General features: G+C 70.4%; 15 protein-coding genes. 8 read left to right on the top strand and 7 right to left on the bottom strand.

Translation table 11 applies throughout. The features are described from left to right. Positions 1-4: 4 nt before the first annotated feature. The 4 genes from carB to dapD form a co-directional block, all read right to left on the bottom strand. Positions 5-3,250, bottom strand: coding sequence for a carbamoyl-phosphate synthase large subunit (gene carB, locus HL658_RS30240; protein WP_180286193.1), 3,246 nt, complete (start codon positions 3,248-3,250; stop codon positions 5-7). Between the two features lie 185 nt (positions 3,251-3,435). Beyond that, positions 3,436-4,008, bottom strand: coding sequence for a hypothetical protein (locus HL658_RS30235; protein ID WP_180286194.1), 573 nt, complete (start codon positions 4,006-4,008; stop codon positions 3,436-3,438). Positions 4,009-4,023: 15 nt separating this feature from the next. Next, complete coding sequence (dapE, locus tag HL658_RS30230; protein ID WP_180286195.1) at positions 4,024-5,211, bottom strand: succinyl-diaminopimelate desuccinylase; 1,188 nt, start codon at positions 5,209-5,211, stop codon at positions 4,024-4,026. A 5-nt stretch (positions 5,212-5,216) separates the two neighbouring features. After that, on the bottom strand, positions 5,217-6,062 hold the full coding sequence (dapD, locus tag HL658_RS30225) for a 2,3,4,5-tetrahydropyridine-2,6-dicarboxylate N-succinyltransferase (RefSeq protein WP_180286196.1): 846 nt from the start codon (positions 6,060-6,062) through the stop codon (positions 5,217-5,219). Positions 6,063-6,331: 269 nt separating this feature from the next. Here dapD and HL658_RS30220 point away from each other — a divergent pair, with 269 nt between their 5' ends. After that, the gene (locus HL658_RS30220) at positions 6,332-7,588 is read left to right on the top strand and encodes a PI-PLC domain-containing protein (RefSeq protein WP_180286197.1); all 1,257 of its coding nucleotides are present in this window, start codon (positions 6,332-6,334) and stop codon (positions 7,586-7,588) included. 36 nt (positions 7,589-7,624) lie between these two features. Here HL658_RS30220 and HL658_RS30215 read toward each other — a convergent pair whose 3' ends face one another. Then, positions 7,625-8,308 (bottom strand): pyrimidine 5'-nucleotidase, encoded by a 684-nt coding sequence (locus tag HL658_RS30215; protein WP_180286198.1) that lies wholly within the window; start codon positions 8,306-8,308, stop codon positions 7,625-7,627. 114 nt (positions 8,309-8,422) lie between these two features. On the opposite strand from HL658_RS30215, the gene HL658_RS30210 reads away from it, so the two are divergent. Genes HL658_RS30210 through HL658_RS30200 form a run of 3 tightly spaced genes read left to right on the top strand, consistent with a single transcriptional unit; the run spans position 8,423 to position 12,081 of the window. Continuing rightward, positions 8,423-10,099, top strand: a complete 1,677-nt coding sequence (locus HL658_RS30210; protein ID WP_180286199.1) for a sensor domain-containing diguanylate cyclase — start codon at positions 8,423-8,425, stop codon at positions 10,097-10,099. Then, the gene (locus HL658_RS30205; RefSeq protein ID WP_343055388.1) at positions 10,096-11,406 is read left to right on the top strand and encodes a DUF2336 domain-containing protein; all 1,311 of its coding nucleotides are present in this window, start codon (positions 10,096-10,098) and stop codon (positions 11,404-11,406) included. The genes HL658_RS30210 and HL658_RS30205 overlap by 4 nt, the downstream gene beginning before the upstream one ends. Positions 11,407-11,436: 30 nt before the next feature. Next, positions 11,437-12,081: a hypothetical protein gene (locus HL658_RS30200; RefSeq protein ID WP_180286200.1), complete on the top strand. Its 645-nt coding sequence runs from the start codon at positions 11,437-11,439 to the stop codon at positions 12,079-12,081. Between the two features lie 29 nt (positions 12,082-12,110). Here the strand turns inward: HL658_RS30200 and HL658_RS30195 are convergent, their stop codons facing one another. Beyond that, positions 12,111-12,668, bottom strand: coding sequence for an NUDIX hydrolase (locus tag HL658_RS30195; RefSeq protein WP_180286201.1), 558 nt, complete (start codon positions 12,666-12,668; stop codon positions 12,111-12,113). A 169-nt stretch (positions 12,669-12,837) separates the two neighbouring features. Between HL658_RS30195 and HL658_RS30190 the strand changes: the two genes are divergently transcribed. Next, the gene (locus HL658_RS30190; RefSeq protein WP_180286202.1) at positions 12,838-14,226 is read left to right on the top strand and encodes a DNA recombination protein RmuC; all 1,389 of its coding nucleotides are present in this window, start codon (positions 12,838-12,840) and stop codon (positions 14,224-14,226) included. A 223-nt stretch (positions 14,227-14,449) separates the two neighbouring features. Continuing rightward, positions 14,450-16,132, top strand: coding sequence for a methyl-accepting chemotaxis protein (locus HL658_RS30185; protein WP_211109893.1), 1,683 nt, complete (start codon positions 14,450-14,452; stop codon positions 16,130-16,132). 39 nt (positions 16,133-16,171) lie between these two features. Here HL658_RS30185 and HL658_RS30180 read toward each other — a convergent pair whose 3' ends face one another. Next, positions 16,172-18,226: a DUF4139 domain-containing protein gene (locus HL658_RS30180; protein ID WP_180286203.1), complete on the bottom strand. Its 2,055-nt coding sequence runs from the start codon at positions 18,224-18,226 to the stop codon at positions 16,172-16,174. Positions 18,227-18,392: 166 nt separating this feature from the next. Between HL658_RS30180 and HL658_RS30175 the strand changes: the two genes are divergently transcribed. Together HL658_RS30175 and HL658_RS37895 are read left to right on the top strand one after the other, a co-directional pair. Continuing rightward, positions 18,393-19,589 carry an acetyl-CoA C-acetyltransferase gene (locus tag HL658_RS30175; protein ID WP_180286204.1) on the top strand — a complete coding sequence of 399 codons (1,197 nt, stop codon included), beginning with the start codon at positions 18,393-18,395 and terminating at the stop codon, positions 19,587-19,589. Positions 19,590-19,768: 179 nt separating this feature from the next. Further along, the gene (locus HL658_RS37895; RefSeq protein WP_281378910.1) at positions 19,769-21,457 is read left to right on the top strand and encodes a methyl-accepting chemotaxis protein; all 1,689 of its coding nucleotides are present in this window, start codon (positions 19,769-19,771) and stop codon (positions 21,455-21,457) included. Positions 21,458-21,525: the final 68 nt, after the last annotated feature.

The following is a 21,525-nucleotide window of genomic DNA, read 5'->3' as shown; positions in this document are numbered from 1 at the left end:
TTCCCTAGTACGATCCGCTAAGGTACGTCTGGAGCGGAGCGACTTCAAGACTGCCGTTTCTCAGTGCGGCAATTGCTTCCACGGCCGCGCGGGCCCCGGCGACGGTCGTGTAGTAGGGGATGTTGTACGTCAGGGCAGTCCGCCGCAAGCTGAAGCTGTCCGACAACGCCTGCGCACCTTCCGTGGTGTTGATCACGAGTTGGACGTCGCCGTTGATCATCGCGTCGACAATGTGTGGCTGTCCCTCCACAACTTTGTTGATGCGCTCCGCCGGTAGCCCGGCCTCGACCAGGGCGCGCACCGTGCCGCTCGTTCCGATCAGGCGGAAGCCCATGTCGTGCAACCGACGCGCCGCCGTGATCATCGGCGGCTTGTCGTGGTCCTTCACGGAGATGAAGACCGTGCCCTTCAAAGGAAGCTGCACCCCGGCGCCGAGCTGGGACTTGGCGAAAGCCATGGCGAAATTGTGGTCAAGGCCCATGACCTCGCCCGTGGACTTCATCTCCGGCCCCAGCACGATGTCCACGCCGGGGAAGCGGGCGAAGGGGAACACCGCCTCCTTCACCGCGGTGTGCGGCGGGTTGGGGCCGTTCAGGCGGAAATCGGCCAGCTTCTCGCCGGCCATGACGCGGGCGGCGATCTTGGCGATGGCGGTGCCGGTGGCCTTGGCGACGAAGGGCACCGTGCGGCTGGCGCGCGGGTTGACCTCCAGGATGTAGACGGTGTCGGCCTTCACCGCGAACTGCACGTTCATCAGCCCGACGACGTTCAGCGCGCGGGCGAGCGCGTCGGACTGCCGGCCGATCTCCGCCACGATCTCCGCCCCCAGCGAGTAGGGGGGCAGGGCGCAGGCGCTGTCGCCGGAATGGATGCCGGCCTCTTCGATGTGCTCCATGATGCCGGCGACATAGACCTGCGTGCCGTCCGACACCACGTCCACATCCACCTCGATGGCGTCCTGGAGATAGCCGTCGATCAGCACCGGGTTCTTGCCCGACACCTTCACGGCGTTGCCCATGTAGCGCTTCAGCCCGGCCATGTCGTGCACGATCTCCATGGCGCGGCCGCCCAGCACGTAGCTGGGGCGGATCACCACGGGGAAGCCGATGCGCGCCGCCACCTGCTCCGCCTCCTCCAGGGAGCGGGCGAGGCCGTTGGCCGGCTGCTTGAGGTCGAGCTGGTGCAGCAGCTTCTGGAAGCGCTCGCGGTCCTCCGCCAGGTCGATGGCGTCGGGCGAGGTGCCGAGGATGGGGATGCCGGCCTTCTCCAGCTCATGCGCCAGCTTCAGCGGGGTCTGGCCGCCGAACTGCACGATGCAGCCGAGCACCGTGCCCTTCGCCTGCTCGCCGCGCACCAGCTCGATCACGTCCTCGGCGGTCAGCGGCTCGAAATACAGGCGGTCGGCGGTGTCGTAGTCGGTGGAGACGGTCTCCGGGTTGCAGTTGACCATGATGGTCTCGATGCCGGCCTCGCGCAGCGCGTAGACGGCGTGGACGCAGCAATAGTCGAACTCGATGCCCTGGCCGATGCGGTTCGGCCCGCCGCCGAGGATCACCACCTTGCGGCGGTCGCTGACGTCGGCCTCGTTCTCCGCCTCGCCCGACCCGTCGGTCTCGTAGGTGGAGTACATGTAGGGCGTGCGCGACGGAAACTCGGCGGCGCAGGTGTCGATGCGCTTGTAGACCGGCTTCACACCGGCCGCACGCCGCGCCTCGGCGACCGCGGCCTCGCTGGTGCCGGCCAGTTCGGCCAGCCGCGCGTCGGAGAAGCCCATCTGCTTGATCGCGGTCCAGCCGGCGGCGGTGGTCGGCAGGCCGCGGGCGCGGACCAGCATCTCCCGGTCGACGATGGCCTTGATCTGCTCCAGGAACCACGGGTCGTACTTGGACGCGCGCTGCACGTCCTCCACCGTGAAGCCGTGGCGGAAGGCCTGGGCGATGTAGAGCAGCCGGTCGGGGGTGGGCTTGGCGAGCTGGCCGCGGATCACCGACGGCTCCGGGCTCTCGTCGCCGAAGCTCATCTCGTTGAAGCCGGTCAGGCCGGTCTCCATGGAGCGCAGCGCCTTCTGCACGGATTCGGCGAAGGTGCGGCCGATCGACATGGCCTCGCCCACCGACTTCATGGACGTGGTGAGCATCGGCTCGGCGCCGGGGAACTTCTCGAAGGTGAAGCGCGGCATCTTGGTGACGACATAGTCGATCGTCGGCTCGAAGCTCGCCGGCGTCACCCCGGTGATGTCGTTGTCCAGCTCGTCCAGCGTGTAGCCGACCGCCAGCTTCGCGGCGACCTTGGCGATAGGGAAGCCGGTCGCCTTCGACGCCAGCGCCGAGGAGCGCGACACGCGCGGGTTCATCTCGATGACGATCAGGCGGCCCGTCTCCGGGTTCACCGCGAACTGCACGTTGGAGCCGCCGGTGTCCACCCCGATCTCGCGCAGCACCGCGATCGAGGCGTTGCGCATGATCTGGTATTCCTTGTCGGTCAGCGTCAGCGCCGGGGCCACCGTGATGCTGTCGCCGGTGTGGACGCCCATCGGGTCCACATTCTCGATGGAGCAGACGATGATGCAGTTGTCGGCGTGGTCACGCACGACCTCCATCTCGTACTCCTTCCAGCCGAGCACGGACTCCTCGATCAGCACCTCGCCCACGGGGCTGGCGCGCAGGCCGCCGCGCACGATGTCCTCGAACTCCACCCGGTTGTAGGCGATGCCGCCGCCGGTGCCGGCCAGCGTGAAGCTGGGGCGGATGATCGCGGGCAGGCCGACGAACTCCAGCGCCTCCAGCGCCTCCCGGAAGGTCCGGATAAGGCGGGAACGCGGCGATTCCAGCCCGATCTTGTCCATCGCGTCGCGGAAGAGGATGCGGTCCTCCGCCTTCTTGATGGCGTCGCGCTTGGCGCCGATCAGCTCGATGCCGAGCCGCTCCAGCGTGCCGTTCTCGTCGAGCTTGAGCGCGGTGTTCAGCGCCGTCTGGCCGCCCATCGTCGGCAGCAGCGCGTCGGGCCGCTCCTTCTCCAGGATCTTGGCGACCACCTCGGGGGTGATCGGCTCGATGTAGGTGGCGTCGGCCAGACCGGGGTCGGTCATGATGGTGGCGGGGTTGGAGTTGACCAGGATGACCCGGTATCCCTCCTCCTTCAGCGCCTTGCAGGCCTGCACGCCGGAATAGTCGAACTCGCAGGCCTGGCCGATGATGATCGGCCCCGCGCCGATGATGCAGATGGAACGGAGATCGGTGCGTTTTGGCATGGCGGTTCGCTCTTCGACGTTCGGGCAGCAAAAGCCCCCTCCCGCCGTGTGGGGGGAGAGGGGGCCGGTCTGTGGTGCGAGGGCACTTTATAGAGGCGGGGACCGCCGGGGGGAAGCGATACTGTCATGCCCCGACGGGCAGGGGGTATGCGCTGCCATAAATCCCTTCGGGAATCCCTGGGGCATCACAAAAGGATGCCGTCCGCGAAGTCGGTGATGATCGCCGAGGTGAACAGGTCCAGCATGACGAAGCCGGCCGCGGCCAGACCGCTGACGCCGATGGTCGTGCGCAGGATGAACCACTGGTAGGTCAGCATCGCCATCATCACGCCGAACACCAGCCCCTGGCCCAGCGTCTCCGGCAGCAGCCCGGTCTCCGCCAGGATCACGGCCGGCAGATAGACGCCCATCTGCACCACCGACGACCAGTTGTAGGCGCACAGGAAATCGATGAAGCGCTCGCCGCGGCCGATCGAGCCCAGGATCTGGTGCATCATCACCGGGAAGGCGGTCCAGCTCACCACATAGGCGATGCCCTCCACCACCATCGCGCTGGACATCGGCACGCCCTGCATCTGGTCCCACAGCCGGATGACCAGCAGCAGCGCGTAGGCCGGCAGCACGATCACCGCGGCGTAGAAGGACTTCAGCGCCCCTTCCGGCGTGCGGTCGAGATAGCCAATGCCGGACGGGTCGAAGCGGGCCAGACGGTACACGCCGAACACGGAGCGGACGACGTCGGCGGCGGTCAGGGTCATGATGTTCCGATCGGGTCAGGCCACCGTCCGCGGCGCGCCGATTTGGGCGTCGAGGATCGCGCCATAGATGTCGGTCAGGCGGGCGAGGTCGTCCAGGGCCACCCGCTCGTCCACCTTGTGCATGGTCTGTCCGACCAGCCCGAACTCCACCACCGGGCAATGGTCCTTGATGAAGCGGGCGTCGGAGGTGCCGCCGGTGGTGGAGAACTCCGGCCGCCGCCCGGTCACCCGTTCGACCGCCGCCGCCACGCTCTCCGTCAGCGCGCCGGGCGGGGTCAGGAAGGACACGCCGCGGACGTCGACCGCCAGCTCGTAGTCGCCGCCGACCGGGTCGAAGCGGGCGCGCAGCCAGGATTCGATACTGGCGGGCGTGTGGGCGTCGTTGAAGCGGATGTTGAAGACGGCCTTCCCCTCCGCCGGGATCACGTTGGTGGCGGGGTTGCCCACGTCGATGGTGGTGAGCGCCAGGGTGGAGGGCTGGAAATGCGCCGTGCCCTCGTCCAGCGGCTCCGCGGTGATGGCGGCCAGCATGCGGACCAGCTTCGGCAACGGGTTGTCGGCCAGATGGGGGTAGGCGGCGTGGCCCTGAACGCCCCGAACCGTCAGCCGGCCGTTCAGGCTGCCGCGCCGGCCGATCTTGATCATGTCGCCGAGCGCCTTGGGGTTGGTCGGCTCCCCCACCACGCAGGCGTCGAGCGTTTCGCCGCGCGCCGTCAGCCAGTCCAGCACCTTGCAGGTGCCGTTGACGGAGGGACCCTCCTCGTCGCCGGTGATGAGCAGGCTGATGGAGCCGTCGGAGGTGCCCTTCTCCGCGATGCGGCGGGCGACGGCGGCCACGAAGGCGGCGATGGCGCCCTTCATGTCCACCGCACCGCGGCCGAACAGATGACCGTTGTGGATCTCCCCGCCGAAGGGATCGACGGTCCAGCCGCGCGGATCGCCCACCGGCACCACGTCGGTGTGGCCGGCGAAGCAGAAGTTGGGGCCGCGGTCGCCCAGCCGGGCGTAGAGGTTCTCCACCGGGGCGGTGCCCGGCTCCTCGAAGCGCAGACGGTGGCAGGTGAAGCCGAGCGGAGCCAGCACCGATTCCAGCACGCCCAGCGCCCCGGCGTCCGCCGGGGTCACGCTGGGGCAGCGGATCAGCGCCCGCGCTATGGCGACGGGATCGGTGGCGGCCAGACCGCCGGTGCTGGCTCCGCCCATGGCTGTCAGTCCCGCAGCAGGTCGTTGATCGAGGTCTTGGCCCGCGTCTGCTCGTCCACCCGCTTGACGATGACGGCGCAGTAGAGGCCGGGGCCGGGGCTGCCATCGGGCAGCGGCTTGCCCGGGATGGTGCCGGGCACCACCACCGAATAGGCCGGCACGCGGCCCACGAACACCTCGCCGGTGTTGCGGTCGATGATCTTGGTGGAGGCGCCGATGAAGACGCCCATGGACAGCACCGCCCCGCGCTCGACGATCACGCCTTCGACCACCTCGGAACGGGCGCCGATGAAGCAGTCGTCCTCGATCACCACGGGGTTGGCCTGCAACGGCTCCAGCACGCCGCCGATGCCGACGCCGCCGGACAGGTGGACATTCCTGCCGATCTGCGCGCAGGAGCCGACGGTGACCCAGGTGTCCACCATGGTGCCGCTGTCGACATAGGCGCCGATGTTCACGAAGCTGGGCATCAGGATGACGTTGGGCGCGACGAAGGCGCCGCGGCGCACGATGCTGCCCGGAACCGCGCGGAAGCCGGCGGCCTGGAACGTCTCGTCGGTCCAACCCGCGAACTTGGGCGACACCTTGTCGTACCAGGGGGATTCACCGGGGCCGCCGGGGATGGTGACGTTGCCGTTCAGGCGGAAGGACAGCAGCACCGCCTTCTTCAGCCACTGGTTGACGGTCCAGCCGCCGCCGGCCGCCGGCTCGGCCACGCGGAAGGTCCCGGCGTCGAGCCCGGCCAGCGCCTGCTCCACGGCCTCGCGGACGGCGCCGGTGGTGCCGGTGTCCAGGGTGGCGCGGGCTTCCCACGCGTCGTTGATGGCGGCTTCGAGGGCGGCGTGGCTCATGGCGGTCCAATGGCGCGATCGTTGGATGGGACGCCTAATTGGGCCGACGGAGGGGGGCTTGTCAACCGCGGTGCCGCGGGCGCTCGGGGGGCTGGCGGTGCCGGCGCAGTGTCGGAGATTCTGTTCGTTTCCATGCAATTATTCGTCCATAGTTCCTTCCAAGCGCGCATCAATGCGTGCGAAATGCGGCGGTTCGTATCGCCATAGGCGGGGAGGGGAAGGGTATGGCAAGTCAGCAAACGACCTTGTGCGTGGTCAATCTATCCGGGATGGACATCATCAATACCGTCGTCTCGGGGATCGACAACTACGACTGGGACGGGGACTGCCGGCCGGACCTGAATTTCCAGGGTGCCCAAATACCGAACAACAACTCGCGGTGCGAGCGGGAGGAGGTGAACACCCACGCCAGCACGCACCCCTTCACCATGACCTTGACCTTCAGCGACGGCTCGATCCTGTTCTTCCAGGCCGACCAGCGGGACGCCTACACCAAGCTCGACCGCAACATCCCCGCCACCGGCGCGGCCGCCGACCGGCTGCAGGTCTACCAGACCTCCGGCGGCTACACGAACGCCTTCTACGTGCAGAGCTGGGCGGTGCCCGACCACAGCGGCTGGATGGGCGAGCTGCTGTCCCGCAAACCCGACGTGCTGGTCAACGGCCTGACCATGCCGGGCAGCCACGACGCCGGCATGTACGAGCTGGGCTATTCCACGCTGTTCGCTGCGGATGAATGGGTGCAGACCCAGGCGCTGCCGGTGTACGACCAGCTCAAGGCCGGCTCGCGCTACTTCGATTTCCGCATTTACGACGCCGGCGGCCTGCTGCGGCTGGCCCATTACAGCGGCGACAACACGGCGGCGCAGGGCGGTGTCGGCCCGACGCTGGACGAGGTGCTGGGGCAGATCCGCAGCTTCATGGAGCTGCCGGCGGCGGCGGCCGAGGCGGTGTTCCTCAAATTTTCCCACACCTACAGCCCGGAGGCGGTCGGCGCGATCGTCGCCGCGGTCGAGAACGGGCTGGGATCGTGGATGTTCACATCCACCGACCTGACCCTGGTGCTTCAGGACCAGCCCCTGTCGGCGCTCGCCGGCCGGGTGGTGGCGACCTTCGACGCGGAGTTCGCGGGCTATTGGAACAACGCGAATGGCGTGTTCCGCTACATGGACGTGCCGAATCCGCCGGCCTTGCCGGACGGCACCCCCATCCTGGATCCGGCGGCCAGCGGCCTGCAGGTGTTCGACCACTACGCGGACTCGGACGAGTTCGTGGTCATGCAGGACAACCAGCTCGGCCTGCTGACGATGTATGGCGGCTATGGCAAGGACTACCTGTTCCTGCTGTCCTGGACGCTGACGGGTGCGGCGGGGCTGGTCGATGTGCGGGTGCTCTCCACGATCTGCAACCCCTGGCTCCCGCAACGCACGAGCCAGTGGCGCACGCAATCGCCGAAGCCGAACATCGTCTTCATCGATTTCCTGACCCCCTGGCTGTGCACCTGCATCATCCAGGACAACGAATAGGATCGGATGGCGCCGGGTCCAAGCGGCCCGGCGACCTCACTCGGCCGTGCCGGCCACCTCGGCCAGCCACGCCACCAGATCCGGCACGGCGTGGTCGATGTGGTCGCCGGTGCCGACGCCGCCCAGGTCGGGGCGCGCCCAGTCGGCCTCGCTGACCACCCAGACGGTGGTCATGCCCATGGCGTGGGCGGGGGTGAGGTTGCGGGCGATGTCCTCGACCATCACCGCGCGCGACGGGTCGATGCCGAAGCTTTCCGTCATCGTCCGGTACGGGCGCGGGTCCGGCTTGGGGACATAGCCGGCGGCGACGATGTCGAACACCGCGTCGAACCGGTCGCGGATGCCCAGCCGCGCGGTGATGTTGGCGGCGTGCGCCACCGATCCGTTGGTGTAGATCACCTTGCGGCCGGGCAACGCCGCCAGCGCGCGGTCGAGCGCGGGGGAGGGATCCACCGGCGTGGCGTCGATGTCGTGGACGTAGTCGAGGAAGGGCACGGGGTCGATGTCGTGCTCCACCATCAGCCCGCGGAGCGTCGTGCCATGCTCGCGGAAGAACCGCTTCTGCATGGCGCGCGCCTCGCCGAAGGGAATGCCGAAGCGGTCGGCGATGAAGTCGCCGATGCGCTGGTCCACCTGGGCGAACAGGTTGCAGGACGCGGGGTAGAGGGTGTTGTCGAGGTCGAAGATCCAGACCTCGGCCTGATCGAGCGGTATGGCCATGCCCCTGACAATGGGGCGGACGGCGACATCGGGCAAGGGAGACTGTCACAACCTGTCGGTTGAATGGTGGCGCGGCTCACGTATGTTGATGGGGTCGCACCTGAACGCCGTTCCATGACGCCATCCATCCAGCCGCCTGCCGCAACCCCCGACATCGCCGCCGCCACCGCGGCGGTCGTCGATGCCTATCCCGGACCCTGCTTTCGCGTCACGGCCGAACGGCGGTTGGCCGAGACCAACGCCGCCGCCCGCGAGTTGATGGAGCACGACTCGCGCTGGCTGCCGATGATCGCGGAATGGCTGGAATCGGCGCCCGCGGCGCCCGGGCTGCGGTCGGTGCCGATCGACATGCCGCGCGGGATGATGGTGGTCGAATGGGCCGCCGCCCCGCTTGCCGACGGCGGCGTGCTGCTGTTCGGTCGCGACAGCACGCTCGAACGCCAGCTCCGCCAGACGCTCACCGAGTCGCGGCAGCGCTACAAGGATCTGGTCGAGGCATCCAGCGACTTCGCGTGGGAGACCGGGCCGGACGGCCGATTCGTCTTCGTCACGCCGCGCGGTGCGCTCGGCTACAGTGCCGATGCGCTGATCGGTCGCGACCCGCGCGATCTGGCGATCGACGAATGGGACGATCTGCCGCTTCCCTTCGACACCCGCCGCCCGGTCGACCAGTCGGAGCTGTGGCTGAAGACGGTGGACGGCACCCCGGCCTGCGTCGTCGCCTCCGCCCTGCCGCTCTACGGCCCGGACGGCGGCTGGGCGGGTGCGCGCGGCGTCTGCCGCGAGGTGACCGAGCAGGTGCTGCGCTCGGCCGAGCTGGCCCGCGTCCGCAACCGCGAGAAGCTGCTGGCCCACATCGTCCACACCCTGCGCGACCGGCTCGACGCCGCCCAGGCGCTCGACGAGGCGACGGCGGAGACCGCACGCGCGCTGGGGGCGGAGGGCTGCCGCATCTACCGCCGCGACGGGGACCGGCTGGAACTGGCCGCCGGCTTCGGGGCCGACGAGGTGGAGGCGCTGATCCCCGCGGTGCTGGAGCGGGCGGGCGCCGATCCCCTGCCCGTGGTGGTCGAGACGGAGACGATCCGCGTGCTGGCGTCGCGCACGGAATACCGGCAGGCGGTGAACGGTGCGGTGCTGGTGTGGCGCGGCACCGATTCGGATGGATGGGACGAGGAGGACCGGCAGCTCGTGGCCGGCGTCGCCGATCATCTGGGCATCGCGCACGCCCACCTCGCCTATCAGGAGCGGCTGCGCCGGCTGTCGGAACGGGACGGGCTGACCTCCCTGTTCAACCGCCGCACCTTCTTCGAGCGGCTGGAGGAGGCGCTGGACCGGCCGGAGACCGGGCCATCGGCCCTGCTCTACGTCGATCTCGACAACTTCAAGGCGGTCAATGACCTGCACGGCCACCAGGCGGGTGACGAGGTGCTGCGCGCCATCGGCAAGCTGCTGACATCAGGCGTGCGGCCGGGCGACCTGCCGGGGCGGCTGGGCGGTGACGAGTTCGTGCTGTGGGTCGGCCGAACCGACGCGGACGGCGCCACCGTGGTGGCCAACCGGCTGCTGTCGGGCATCCGCGAGCTGGGCCACCTGTCGGCCAGCCCCGAGAAGCCGCTGGGCCTGTCCATCGGCATCGCCGTCCACATCCCCGGCCGGGGCGAGACGGTGAAGGACTTGACCGACCGCGCCGACGCCGCCATGTACGCGGCCAAGGCGGCGGGCAAGGGCAATTACGCGATCGCGCCGGACGCTGTTCCGGCCGTGCCGCAGGCGGAGACCATCCCGTGAGCAAACCCGCCGATACCGTGCACGACCCCCGCGATTTCGAGGCCGCCAAGCGGATGGCGCAGAGCGACGACCCGCTGCTGCGGCGCCGGGTGGCCGAACATCCCGATTCCCGGCCGGAGCTGCTGTACTACCTCGTCGCCGACGCCTCCACGGATGTGCGCAAGGCGGTCGCCAACAACGTCGCGACCCCGCGTCAGGCGGACCTGCTGCTGGCGCGTGACCGTGAGGTCGGCGTGCGCGGCTCGCTGGCGGTGAAGATCGGGGCGCTGGTGCCGGATCTGCCGGCGAGCCAGCTCTCGCAGATCGAGCAGATGACCGTCACCTGCCTGGAGACGCTGGCGAAGGACCAGGCGACGGAGATCCGCCGCATCCTGTCCGACGCGCTGAAGGAGCTGCCCAACGCCCCGCACGCGGTGATCAACCGGCTCGCCCGCGATGTGGAGCTGTCGGTCGCCGGCCCGGTGCTGAAGCACTCGCCGATCCTGACCGAGGACGACCTCCTCGACATCATCATGAACGGGCCGATCGCGGGGGCGCTCTCCTGCATCGCCGGCCGGCGCGACGTCTCCGCCTCCGTCGCCGACGCCATCGCGCGCTCGGACGACGAGGCGGCCATCAGCGCGCTGCTGTCCAACCAGTCCGCCCAGATCCGGGAGGAGACGCTGGACCGCATCATCGACGAGGCGCCGCGGCACGAGCCCTGGCACGGCCCCCTCGTCCGCCGGCCGAAGCTGCCGCTGCGCGCGATGCAGCGGCTGGCCAGCTTCGTCGCCGACGGCCTTCTGAAGGTGTTGCAGGATCGCACCGACCTGGATCCCGCCGCTGCCCGCCAGCTCGCCGAAACCGTGCGCGTCCGCCTGGAGAAGTCGGGCCAGCCCGCTGGCCCGCGCGGCCCGGTGGATTTCGACGAGGAGGGGCTGGTGGTCGGCGTCGAGGCCGAGAAGCCGGCCGAACGCCCCTCCGACCGCGCCGCCCGCCTGAACAAGGAGGGCAAGCTGACCGAGAAGGTGGTCGAGGCCGGGCTGTCGGAGGGCGACCGCGCTTTCGTCATGGCGTCGCTGGCGGAACTGTCCGGCATCCCGCTCGGCACCGTCGACCGCATCGTCGCCACCCACGCGCCGCGCGCGGTGACGGCGCTGGTGTGGCGGACCGGCCTGTCCATGCGCTTTGCCCGGCAGGTGCAACTCCGGCTTGCCCAAATTCCGCCGAAGTCAGCCCTTAACGGTCGCGATGGCGCCCATTACCCGATGTCCGAGGACGAGATGCGCTGGCAGCTCGAATTCTTCGGCATCGAGGCCAAGAAATAGGGCGCCGCGACCCTGTTCCGGAGCCCGTCGATGCGCGCGCTGCTGCTTGCCCTCCTCCTCGCCGCCGGCCTGCCGGTCGGAACGCCGGCCTGGGCGCAGACCACCTCGCCGCCGGCCCCGCAGGCGCCGGCCCCCTCCGCCGACGAGCGCGCGGTGGCCGACGTGTTCGCGAAAGCCCAGACGGCGCTGGCCCAGCGCCGCGGTGCTACTGCCGTCGGCCTTCTCACCACCGGCAGCGTCGCCCGCCTGAACGCGATCCGCGAGGCGGCGCGCAGCGGTGACGGCGTCCGCCTCGGCCGGCTGGAGCCGGCGGAGCGGTTCGCGGCCCTCGGCCTGCGTCGCCACCTGTCCTCCAGCGAACTGCGCCGGCTGGACCTCGGCGGCCTTGCCGACCACGCGCTGGAGAAGGACTGGCTCGGCCCCAACGTCATCCGTCAGGCCGCGCTCGGCCCGATCCGCGTCCGCGGCGACCGTGCCACCGCCCTGCTGATGGTCAACAACCGCCCCGCCATCGTCCAGGCCGATTTCCTGCGCGAACCCGCCGGCTGGCGCATCGACCTCACCAACACCCTGATGATCGGCAACCAGTTCCTCAAGGGTTTCGCCGCCATGAACAACAAGAGCGAGGACGCCTACATCGAGGAGCTGCTGAAGAAGCTGCCGGTGCGGAAGTAGCGGGCCGGCCCACCGCCGGCCGCGCCGCCCTACAGCATCCGCTCCCACCGCGCCAGCGCGTCGGGGGTGGGGTTGACAGCGGGGGGGAAGCTGGTCTGGCCGAGCCGCGCCTCGTGCTCGCGCAGGGCCCACAGCACGGTGGGGAAGGCCAGCTCGCGCCAGGGGATCTCGTCCCAGCGGAACAGGCCGACCTCCAGGCTTTCCGGGCCGGGGGCGATCTCCGGCGACAGCAGCCGGGCGCGGAAGATGAGCTGCACCTGGCTGATGCGCGGGATGTCGTAGACGGCGAGCAGGGCGTCCACCGCGATGCGGGCGCGCGCCTCCTCCCACGCTTCGCGGGCCGCGCCCTCCATGGTCGATTCACGCTCCTCCATATAGCCGGCGGGCAACGTCCAGAAGCCGGTGCGCGGGTCGATGGCGCGCCGGCACAGCAGGATGCGATCCTCCCAGGTGGCGACGGAGCCGACCACGATCAGCGGATTCTGGTAGGCGACGTAGCGGCATTCCGGGCAGACCAGCCGCTCACGGTCGTCGCCGGGCGGCACCATGCGGACACGCGGGCCCGCGCAGGAGGGATCGTCGGACATGAGCCCGGATATGGCGCGAACGGGGCGGCGGGGCAAGCCGTCTCGAACGGCCTGCCGAGGGGTGGCGTCCGTTCGATTTTCGTTCTCTGCCAAGGTGGCATCCGTTAGGATTCCGCCGATTGGGCGCCGCCTGTCGTCCGTGTTGCCGGGCGCCCGCGTGGAGCATGGAATGCAGTTCGCTTTCGATCTCGTGTCGCTCGCCGCCGGCTTCGGCATCGGCACGCTGCTGGCGTGGCTGCTGACGCGGGGCGCCGTCGCCGCGGCCGAGGGGGACGCCGCCGCCCAGCACGCCGAGCTGACGGCGCGGGTGGAGATGCACGCCCGCATCGAGGAGGAGCTGCGCCAGACCCTGCGCGAACGCGACCGCCAGATCGCCATCCTGCAATCCGACGTGGCGGCGGCGCGCGAACGCCGGGCGGAGCTGGCGACCACCCTGAACAAGGAACGGCTGGCCGCGGCGGAGAAGCTGGCGGTGGTGGAGAACGCGCGGGCGGCATTGGGCGACGCCTTCCGCGCCCTGTCCGCCGACGCGCTGCGCCAGAACAACCAGAGCTTCATCGAGCTGGCGCGCGAGACGCTGGCCGGCTTCCAGGAACACGCCAAGGGCGACCTGGAAAAGCGGCAGGCGGCCATCGCCGACCTCGTCGCCCCCGTGCGCGAGTCGCTCACGCGCATGGACAAGGAGATCCAGGAGATCGAGAAGACCCGCGCCGGCGCCTACGAGGGACTGAAGCAGCAGGTGCTGGCGCTGGCGGAGACGCAGACCCAGCTCCGCGCCGAGACCGGCAACCTCGTGCGGGCGCTGCGCACCCCGGTGGCGCGCGGCCGCTGGGGCGAGATCCAGCTCCGCCGCGTGGTGGAGATGGCCGGCATGCTCGACCACTGCGATTTCTACGAGCAAGTCAGCGTGGAGGGAGGCAACGGCCGGCTGCGGCCGGACCTGACGGTGCGGCTGCCCGGCGGCAAGACCATCGTGGTGGACGCCAAGACCCCGCTGGAGGGCTATCTCGACGCCATCCAGGCCGACGCCGAGGCACCGCGCCGCGACGGTCTCGCCCGCCACGCCCGCCATGTGCGCGAGCACATGCGCCAGCTCGGCGCCAAGGCCTATTGGGACCAGTTCGAGGACACGCCGGAGTTCGTCGTCCTGTTCCTGCCCGGCGAGAACTTCTTCTCCGCCGCGTTGGAGCAGGACCCGGCGCTGATCGAGGCGGGGATCGACCACCGCGTCATCCTCGCCACCCCCACGACCCTGATCGCGTTGCTGCGCGCCGTCGCCTATGGCTGGCGGCAGGAGCGGCTGGCCGACAACGCCCGCGACATCGCGGCTCTCGGCGGCGACCTGTACAAGCGGCTGTGCGACCTGGGCGGCCATATGGAACGGCTGGGCGGCCAGCTCGACCGCGCGGTGCAGTGCTACAACGGCGCGGTCGGTAGCCTGGAGTCGCGGGTGCTGGTCAGCGCCCGGCGGCTGCGCGACCTGGGCGCCGCCCCCGACGGGGCGGAGCTTCCCCGCCTCGACCCGCTGGACGCCACGCCGCGCGCGGTCTCGCGCTGACGGCGGGGGCCGGGCGGGGGCCTCGCCCGCTGCCCGATGGCAAATTGCGAATGCGGTTTCGCAGAATGGGAATCGCCACGGGCGGATGACTCTGTATTCAGTAGACGGGCCCGCCATATCCCGTTGCCGGACAGAATTCGAGCTGTGGCACGAAATGTGATTCCTTCCTCCTCGGCTGCCCGCCGCCGCGGGCGTGCGCGATTTGCAGGGAAGGATAAGGATCATGACCATCGCGAACATGAAAATCGTCCGCAAGGTTCTTCTGGTGGTCATGCTGATGGTGGCGCTGTCGGTCGGCCTGACCATCAACGCCTTGCTGCAGATGGGCGGGTTGAACGATCGTTATTCGGCTCTCCTGGATCAGGAATCGCGCGGCGCCTTGTGGCTGGCCCGCTCCAACTCCCTGCTCAACGCGGCCGGCCGAAGCGCCTACGCGCTGATCGCCGAGACCGAGGAGCCGCGGCTGCGGGCGGCGTCCGACGCGCTGGCATCGGACATGCGCATCATGGTCGAGCGGCTGGACAAGGCCGGCGCCGCCTACCCCGCCATCGCCGCGGAGGTCGCCGCGCTCAGGGCCGACATCGGCCGCATGGCCGAGGCGGTGGTGGATCTCAAGGCCGCGGCGATGGTCAACGACGACGCGGCGGCCCATCGCGTGTTGTCCGCGCGCTTCAATCCCGTCTACACCGATGTCCGCAACCGCTTCCGGGCGCTGATCGACCGTGTCGACAACGGGTTGCAGGCTGCCAACGACGCGGTGTCGGCCAGCTACGGGACGACCCGCATGACCGTGCTCCTGGTGGCGGTCGCGGGGTTGGCGGCCTGCGTCGGCGTCGCCGTGCTGATGGTCCGCCGCGGCATCGCCCGTCCGATCGAGCGCATCACCGGGACCATGCACGCGCTTGCCGACGGGCGGCTGGACGTGAGCATCGAGGGGGCCGAACGCGGCGACGAGATCGGCGACATGGCGCGCGCCGTCCAGGTGTTCCGCGACAACGCGGCGGAGCGCGCCCGTCTTGAGGCTTTGCAGGAAGAGCAGCGGCTGGCGCGGGAGCGGCGCACGGCCGAGCTGGAGGCGCTCATCCGCGGTTTCGACGCGGGCATCACCGGCATCCTGCGTTCGGTGACCGCCGCCACCGTGGAGCTGGAGGCGACCGCGCGCAGCATGAACGACATCGCCGACCGCACCAAGGGTCAGGCCGAGGCGACGGCCACGGCGGCGGACGAGGCGTCCGCCAACGTCCAGACGGTGGCCACCGCCACCGAGGAGCTGACCGCCTCCATCCGCGAAATCGGAAGCCAGGTCGTCCGCTCCACCACGATCACCAACCAGGCCGTGACCGAGGCGCAGCAGACCAACCAGCAGGTCCAGGGGCTGGTCGAGCAGGCCCAGCGCATCGGCGCGGTGGTGGAGATGATCAACTCCATCGCCAGCCAGACCAACCTGCTCGCGCTGAACGCCACCATTGAGGCGGCGCGGGCGGGCGAGGCCGGCAAGGGCTTCGCGGTCGTCGCCGGCGAGGTGAAGAATCTCGCCAGCCAGACCGCCAAGGCGACGGAGGAGATCACCGCGCAGATCGCCTCCATGCAGGCGGCGACCGGCGGTGCCGCCGCCGCCATCGGCGCGATCGGCACCACCATCGGGTCGGTCAATCAGATCGCCACCGCCATCGCCGCGGCGATCGAGGAGCAGAGCGCGGCCACCGGCGAGATCGCCCGCAACGTGCAGGAAGCCGCGGCCGGCACGCAGCGCGTCACCGACAACATCGGCGGCGTCAGCCAAGCGGCCGTGCAGACCGGCTCCGCCGCCACCCAGGTGCTGAGCGCCGCCGGCGAGCTGTCCCGCCAGTCCGACACGCTGAAAGGCGAGGTCGAGCGCTTTCTGGCCGGCATCCGCGCGGCGTAAGTGAAGGCGCTCCGGTCCGCCCACCGGGCCGGGGGCAACCTACAGCGTCAGCCCGCGCACCTGCGCCAGCAGGGCGTTGCGCGCCTCCTCGACCTCGCGGCGGGCGGTCGCGAGGTCGGAGGCGACGCGGTCCAGGCGGGTTTCCGCCTCGCCCATGCGGGCCAGCGTGCGCTTGTGCAGGTCGCTGTCGCGGGGCAGGCTGCCGAGATTCTGGCGCAGCCGCTCCTGATCCTGCGTCACGGTGGTGCGGTCGCGCTCCAGCTCGGCGACGCGGCGCTCCTTGTCCGCCATGACGGCGCGCAGCGACGCCAGCTTCGCCATCGCGTCGCGCACCGGCTGCGGCAACTCGGTGGAGGCGGCGTAGACCTGGAGCTGGTCGGGGTTGAGGTCGGCGAGCCCCACCCGTTCCGCCCGTGGCCGCTCCACCGTCACCGTCAGCGACGCGGTCCCCCCGGCCGGCACCGCGACCGGGATACGGTAGGTGCCGGCTGTCACCTCCGGCTTCGGCCCGGTGGGCTGCACCAGCTCCCAGCCGGCGCGGCGCGGATGCTCGATGATGACGCTGCGGTCCTCCCGCGCGGCGCCGGCGATGCTGTAGCTGGTGGTCTGCCGCTCGATGACGGTCAGCGTCATCACCCCGTCGGCCACCGTGGCGCGGGCGAGCGCCTGGCTCGGCCGTTCGGCGCGGTCGATGGTCACCTTCTGGTCCACCGCGAAGCTGAGCAGCCGCGACCCGCCCGCCGGCAGGGTGGACAGCCGCGCGTCGCCGACGAAGGACACGGCACCTCCTTGGGGGCCGCCTTCCGTACCGCGCTCGTACAGCGTCAGCACACCCGGCGGCAGCCCGGTGCCGCCATCGTTGGCGAGCCGCACCGCGGCCAGCGGGTGCCGCGGCTGGGTGCCGGGCTGGTAGAGCGCCAGCCGCTCCGCCGGCACCGCCCGCGCCACGATCGGCATCATCAGGGAGCCGCCGTTGGCGAGCGTCACCGGCTGCGGGTAGCGGAAGACCACCTGGGTGGTCGCCTCCGCACTCTCCGCCGCCACCGGCTCGGCCGGGCGCTGCGGGGCGAGGGCCAGACCACGGGCCATGGGGGACGGTGGGGGCGCCGCCGCGGCGGGCGGGGCCATGCCGGCGGGGGCCGCGGCCCGCTCCTTGGCGGCGCTGTCGAAGGCGGCGATCGATCCTTCGTCGGCGCGCGGCAGCACGCGGCCCAGCACCTCCACCGGCACCGTCGGACGATCGACGAAATAGGCGCTGTAGAGATCCTGGCGGAAGGTCACGGGGTTGCCGGACACGACGGTCAGCTCCACCCCGTTCCAGTCCTCGCCGCTGACATTCTCCAGCACCGCCCAGCCCTGCAGCTCGCCCTTGCCGTCCCCCGCCTGAGGCAGGGTCAGCCGATAGGTGGCCTTCCACAGCGGGGCGGCGGCCACATAGCCGACGCGCACCCGCCGCTCCTCCTGGCCGGCGGTGCCGCCCGTGCTGCGTATGGTCAGGGTGCGGCGCGCCTTCCCGCCATGCTCGGCCATGGCGGCGAGCGCGCGGTCGACCTGCCCCTGGATGCGCGGGTCGGTGAAGCGCAGCGCGTCCGCCTCCTCCAACAGCAGTTGGCGGACGCCGTCAGCCGTCATCAGCGCGACGCGGTGCCGCGTCACCATGCCGCGGCCGTCCGGCAGGGCGGCAGCCTCCTCGGTCACCGACAGCAACCGTCCGGTGATCTCCCGCGCGCCGGTCGCTCGCACCTCCGCACCCTTGAGCGCGCCGAGCAGCGCGACGGGGGAGGCGAGGTCGTCCGCGGTGAAGGGCAGCTCGCGAAAGACAGCCTCCAGCGGCTCCTCCCCCGGCAGGCTGATGGTGCCGACGCCGCCCTGGTCGTCGTAGACGACGACGCTCTTCAGCACGTCGTCCACCTGGTCCCGCCGCACATCCAGCGTCAGCGCCGCATCCCCGCCGACCGTCGCCTCATGTTCGAAATAGGCCACCCCGCCCGTGGACAGCATCACCCGCTTCAGCACCAGCCCGTCGGCAGCCAGAGCGTCGGCGGGCAGGGCGAGCAGCAGGGCGGGGGTGAGGAGAAGGATGCGGCGGGGCATGGGACCTCCGGTCTGGTGGGTGGGGCGGCGTGACAGCGGACCCCGGTCACGCCATGGGGTGCAAGCGCAATCGGGCGACATTGCGGCCATACCGCGGCGTGGATTGGCAAGCGTGGGCCCGCCGTATAGATGTGGTGGGCAACCAATTCGACCCAGGAGGCAGGACATGGCTCAGACCGGAGCGGACCCCATCGTCATCGTCGGCGCGGCGCGCACGCCCATGGGTGGGTTCCAGGGGGATCTGGCGGGGCTGACGGCGGCGCAGCTCGGTTCGGCGGCCATCGCGGCGGCGGTGGAGCGGGCCGGAATCACGGCGGCCGATGTGGGCGAGGTGCTGATGGGCTGCGTGCTGCCGGCCGGCCAGGGGCAGGCGCCGGCGCGTCAGGCCGCACTTGGCGCCGGGCTGCCGCTCGGGGTTGGCTGCACCACGATCAACAAGATGTGCGGGTCCGGCATGAAGGCGGCGATGCTGGCGCACGACCTGCTGCTCGCCGGCTCGGCCGAGGTGATCGTCGCCGGCGGCATGGAGAGCATGACCAACGCCCCCTACCTGCTCGACCGCGCCCGCGGCGGCTACCGCATGGGACATGGCAAGGTGCTCGACCACATGTTCCTGGACGGGCTGGAGGACGCCTACGACCGCGGCCGGCTGATGGGCACCTTCGCGGAGGATTGCGCCCAATCCTATCAATTCACCCGCGAGGCGCAGGACGCCTATGCCATCGAGTCGCTGGCCCGCGCCCGCCGGGCGACGGAGGACGGCAGCTTCGCCGCCGAGATCGTGCCGGTCACCGTGAAGGGCCGCAAGGGCGATACCGTGGTCGCCAAGGACGAGCAGCCGCTGAAGGCGGCGCCGGACAAGATCCCGTCGCTGAAGCCCGCCTTCCGCCCGGACGGCACGGTGACGGCGGCCAACAGCAGCTCGATCAGCGATGGCGCCGCCGCACTCGTGATGATGCGCCGGTCGGAGGCGGAGCGGCGCGGGCTTGCGGTGCTGGCGGAGGTCAAAGGCCACGCCACCCACGCCCAGGCCCCGGCGCTGTTCACCACCGCCCCCGGCTTCGCCATCCGCTCGCTGCTGGACCGGCTCGGCTGGGGGGCCGGCGACGTCGATCTCTACGAGATCAACGAGGCCTTCGCGGTGGTCGCCATGGCCGCCATGCGCGACCTCGACCTGCCGCATGACCGGGTGAACGTCAACGGCGGGGCCTGCGCGCTGGGCCACCCCATCGGCGCCTCGGGTGCCCGCGTGATGGTCACGCTGCTGGCGGCGCTGCAGAAGAGCGGGCTGAAGCGCGGTGTCGCCTCGCTCTGCATCGGCGGCGGTGAGGCCACCGCGATTGCCGTCGAGCGGGTGAACTGACGGGTCATGGCACCGGCTCGTCCATTCGAATGAGCCGGTGCCATGCTGCTCCGCCGAACGGGGTAGCGGTTACGAATTACCGCGTAAGACGTTGATTTCTTTCCTGGAATCCTACCTCAAGGGTCGCCCGGCGGTGGCGGCCGCCGCCGGGCGGTGGTGGAAATCTGGCGAAGGACTTGATGATGTCTTGGTTTGCGGATCTGCGCATCGGTCGCAAGCTGACCGTAACATTCGGCGTTCTGCTGGCAACGCTGATTGCCGTGAATGCGGCTGGAGTCTGGAAGCTCGACTTCATCCGCACGAGCAACGCCCTGACGCTCCACACCTTCCGGGTCATTGAAAGCGCACGGCTGCTGGTCACCGCGATGGTCGATCAGGAGACGGGCCTGCGCGGCTACATCGTCACCGCCGACGAGGCGTTCCTGGAACCGTACCGCAACGGTGTCGCCGCGTTCCGGACGACCTTCGACCAGGTCAAGGCGCTCACCGCCGACAACCCCGAACAGCAGCGCCGGCTCGAGGCGCTGAAGGCGAAAGCCGAGGACTGGCGCACCAGTGTGGCCGAGCCCCAGATCGCCCGTGTCCGCCAGCCGGAGGGGCGTGCTGCGGCACTGGCCGAGACGGCCAAGGGCACGGGCAAAGAGGCGATGGACGCCATCCGTCAGACCGCCGCCGCCATCGAGGACGCGGAACGCACCCTGCTCGCCCAGCGTCGGGCCGACCAGTCGGCGGCCTACGGCACCGGCTTCCTTCTGCTGATCGGCGGCACGGTGGTCTCGGCTGTCATATCGTTGCTCATCGGGCTGCTGATCAGCCGCAGCATCGGCACACCGATCCTGACCATGGCCGCGGCGATGCGCGAACTGGCCGGCGGCCAGCGCGACGTGGCGATCCCCGGGCTCGGTCGGGCCGACGAGGTCGGCACCATGGCCGAGGCCATGGACGTGTTCAAACAGAACGCCATCGAGGCCGACCGCCTTGCCGCCGCCCAGCGCATGGAGGAGGAGGCGAAGGCCCGCCGGGCGGAGCGGCTGGAAACCCTGGCGCGCGATTTCGAACGCTCGGTGACGGAGGTGGTGCAGACGCTGGCGGCATCGGCCCGCCAGATGCAGGGTGCCGCGGGGTCGCTGGCCCACAACGCCGACGAGACGAAGCGGCAGAGCGGCGCCGTCGCCGCCGCCTCCGACCAGGCCTCCGCCAACGTGCAGACCGTGGCCACCGCGGCGGAGGAGCTGTCCGCCTCCATCGCCGAGATCGGCCGGCAGGTGGTGCAGAGCACCCAGGTCGCCGGCCGCGCCGTGTCGGGGGCCGACCGGGCCGGCACCGTGATCGGCAGTCTTGCCGACGCCGCGCAGCGCATCGGCGACGTGGTGGATCTCATCAACACGATCGCCGCCCAGACCAACCTTCTCGCCCTGAACGCCACCATCGAGGCGGCACGTGCGGGAGAGGCCGGCAAGGGCTTCGCGGTCGTCGCCAGCGAGGTGAAGAGTCTCGCCAGCCAGACCGCGCGGGCGACCGAGGACATTTCCCAGCAGATCGCCGGCATCCAGGGCGCCACGCGCGAGGCGGTGGAGGCGATCGAGGAGATCGGCCGCGTGATCACCGAGATCAGCCAGATCACCGCGGCCATCGCGTCGGCCGTGGAGCAGCAGGGTGCGGCCACCGGCGAGATCTCCCGCAACGTGCAGGAGGCCGCGCAGGGGACGCAGGTCGTCACCACCAGCATCGTCGATGTGACCCGCACCGCCGCCGACACCGGCCGGGCCGCCATCGAGGTGCGGCAGGCGGCCGACGATCTGACGCGGCAGTCCACCCGCATCGGCGCCGAGGTCGACAGCTTCCTGCGGGGTGTCAAGGCGGCCTGACGGTCCATTGCGGTGGCGGGCGGGGCTTCCCGCCCCGGCTGGAAACGGGTAGGACTCGTTGAGAGAAC

It is taken from the genome of Azospirillum oleiclasticum, from assembly GCF_013423485.1.
In the GTDB taxonomy this organism is placed as follows: Bacteria; Pseudomonadota; Alphaproteobacteria; order Azospirillales; family Azospirillaceae; genus Azospirillum; species Azospirillum oleiclasticum.
The sequence above is the reverse complement of the archived record's forward strand: the minus strand, read 5'-3'. Positions and strand labels throughout refer to the sequence as shown.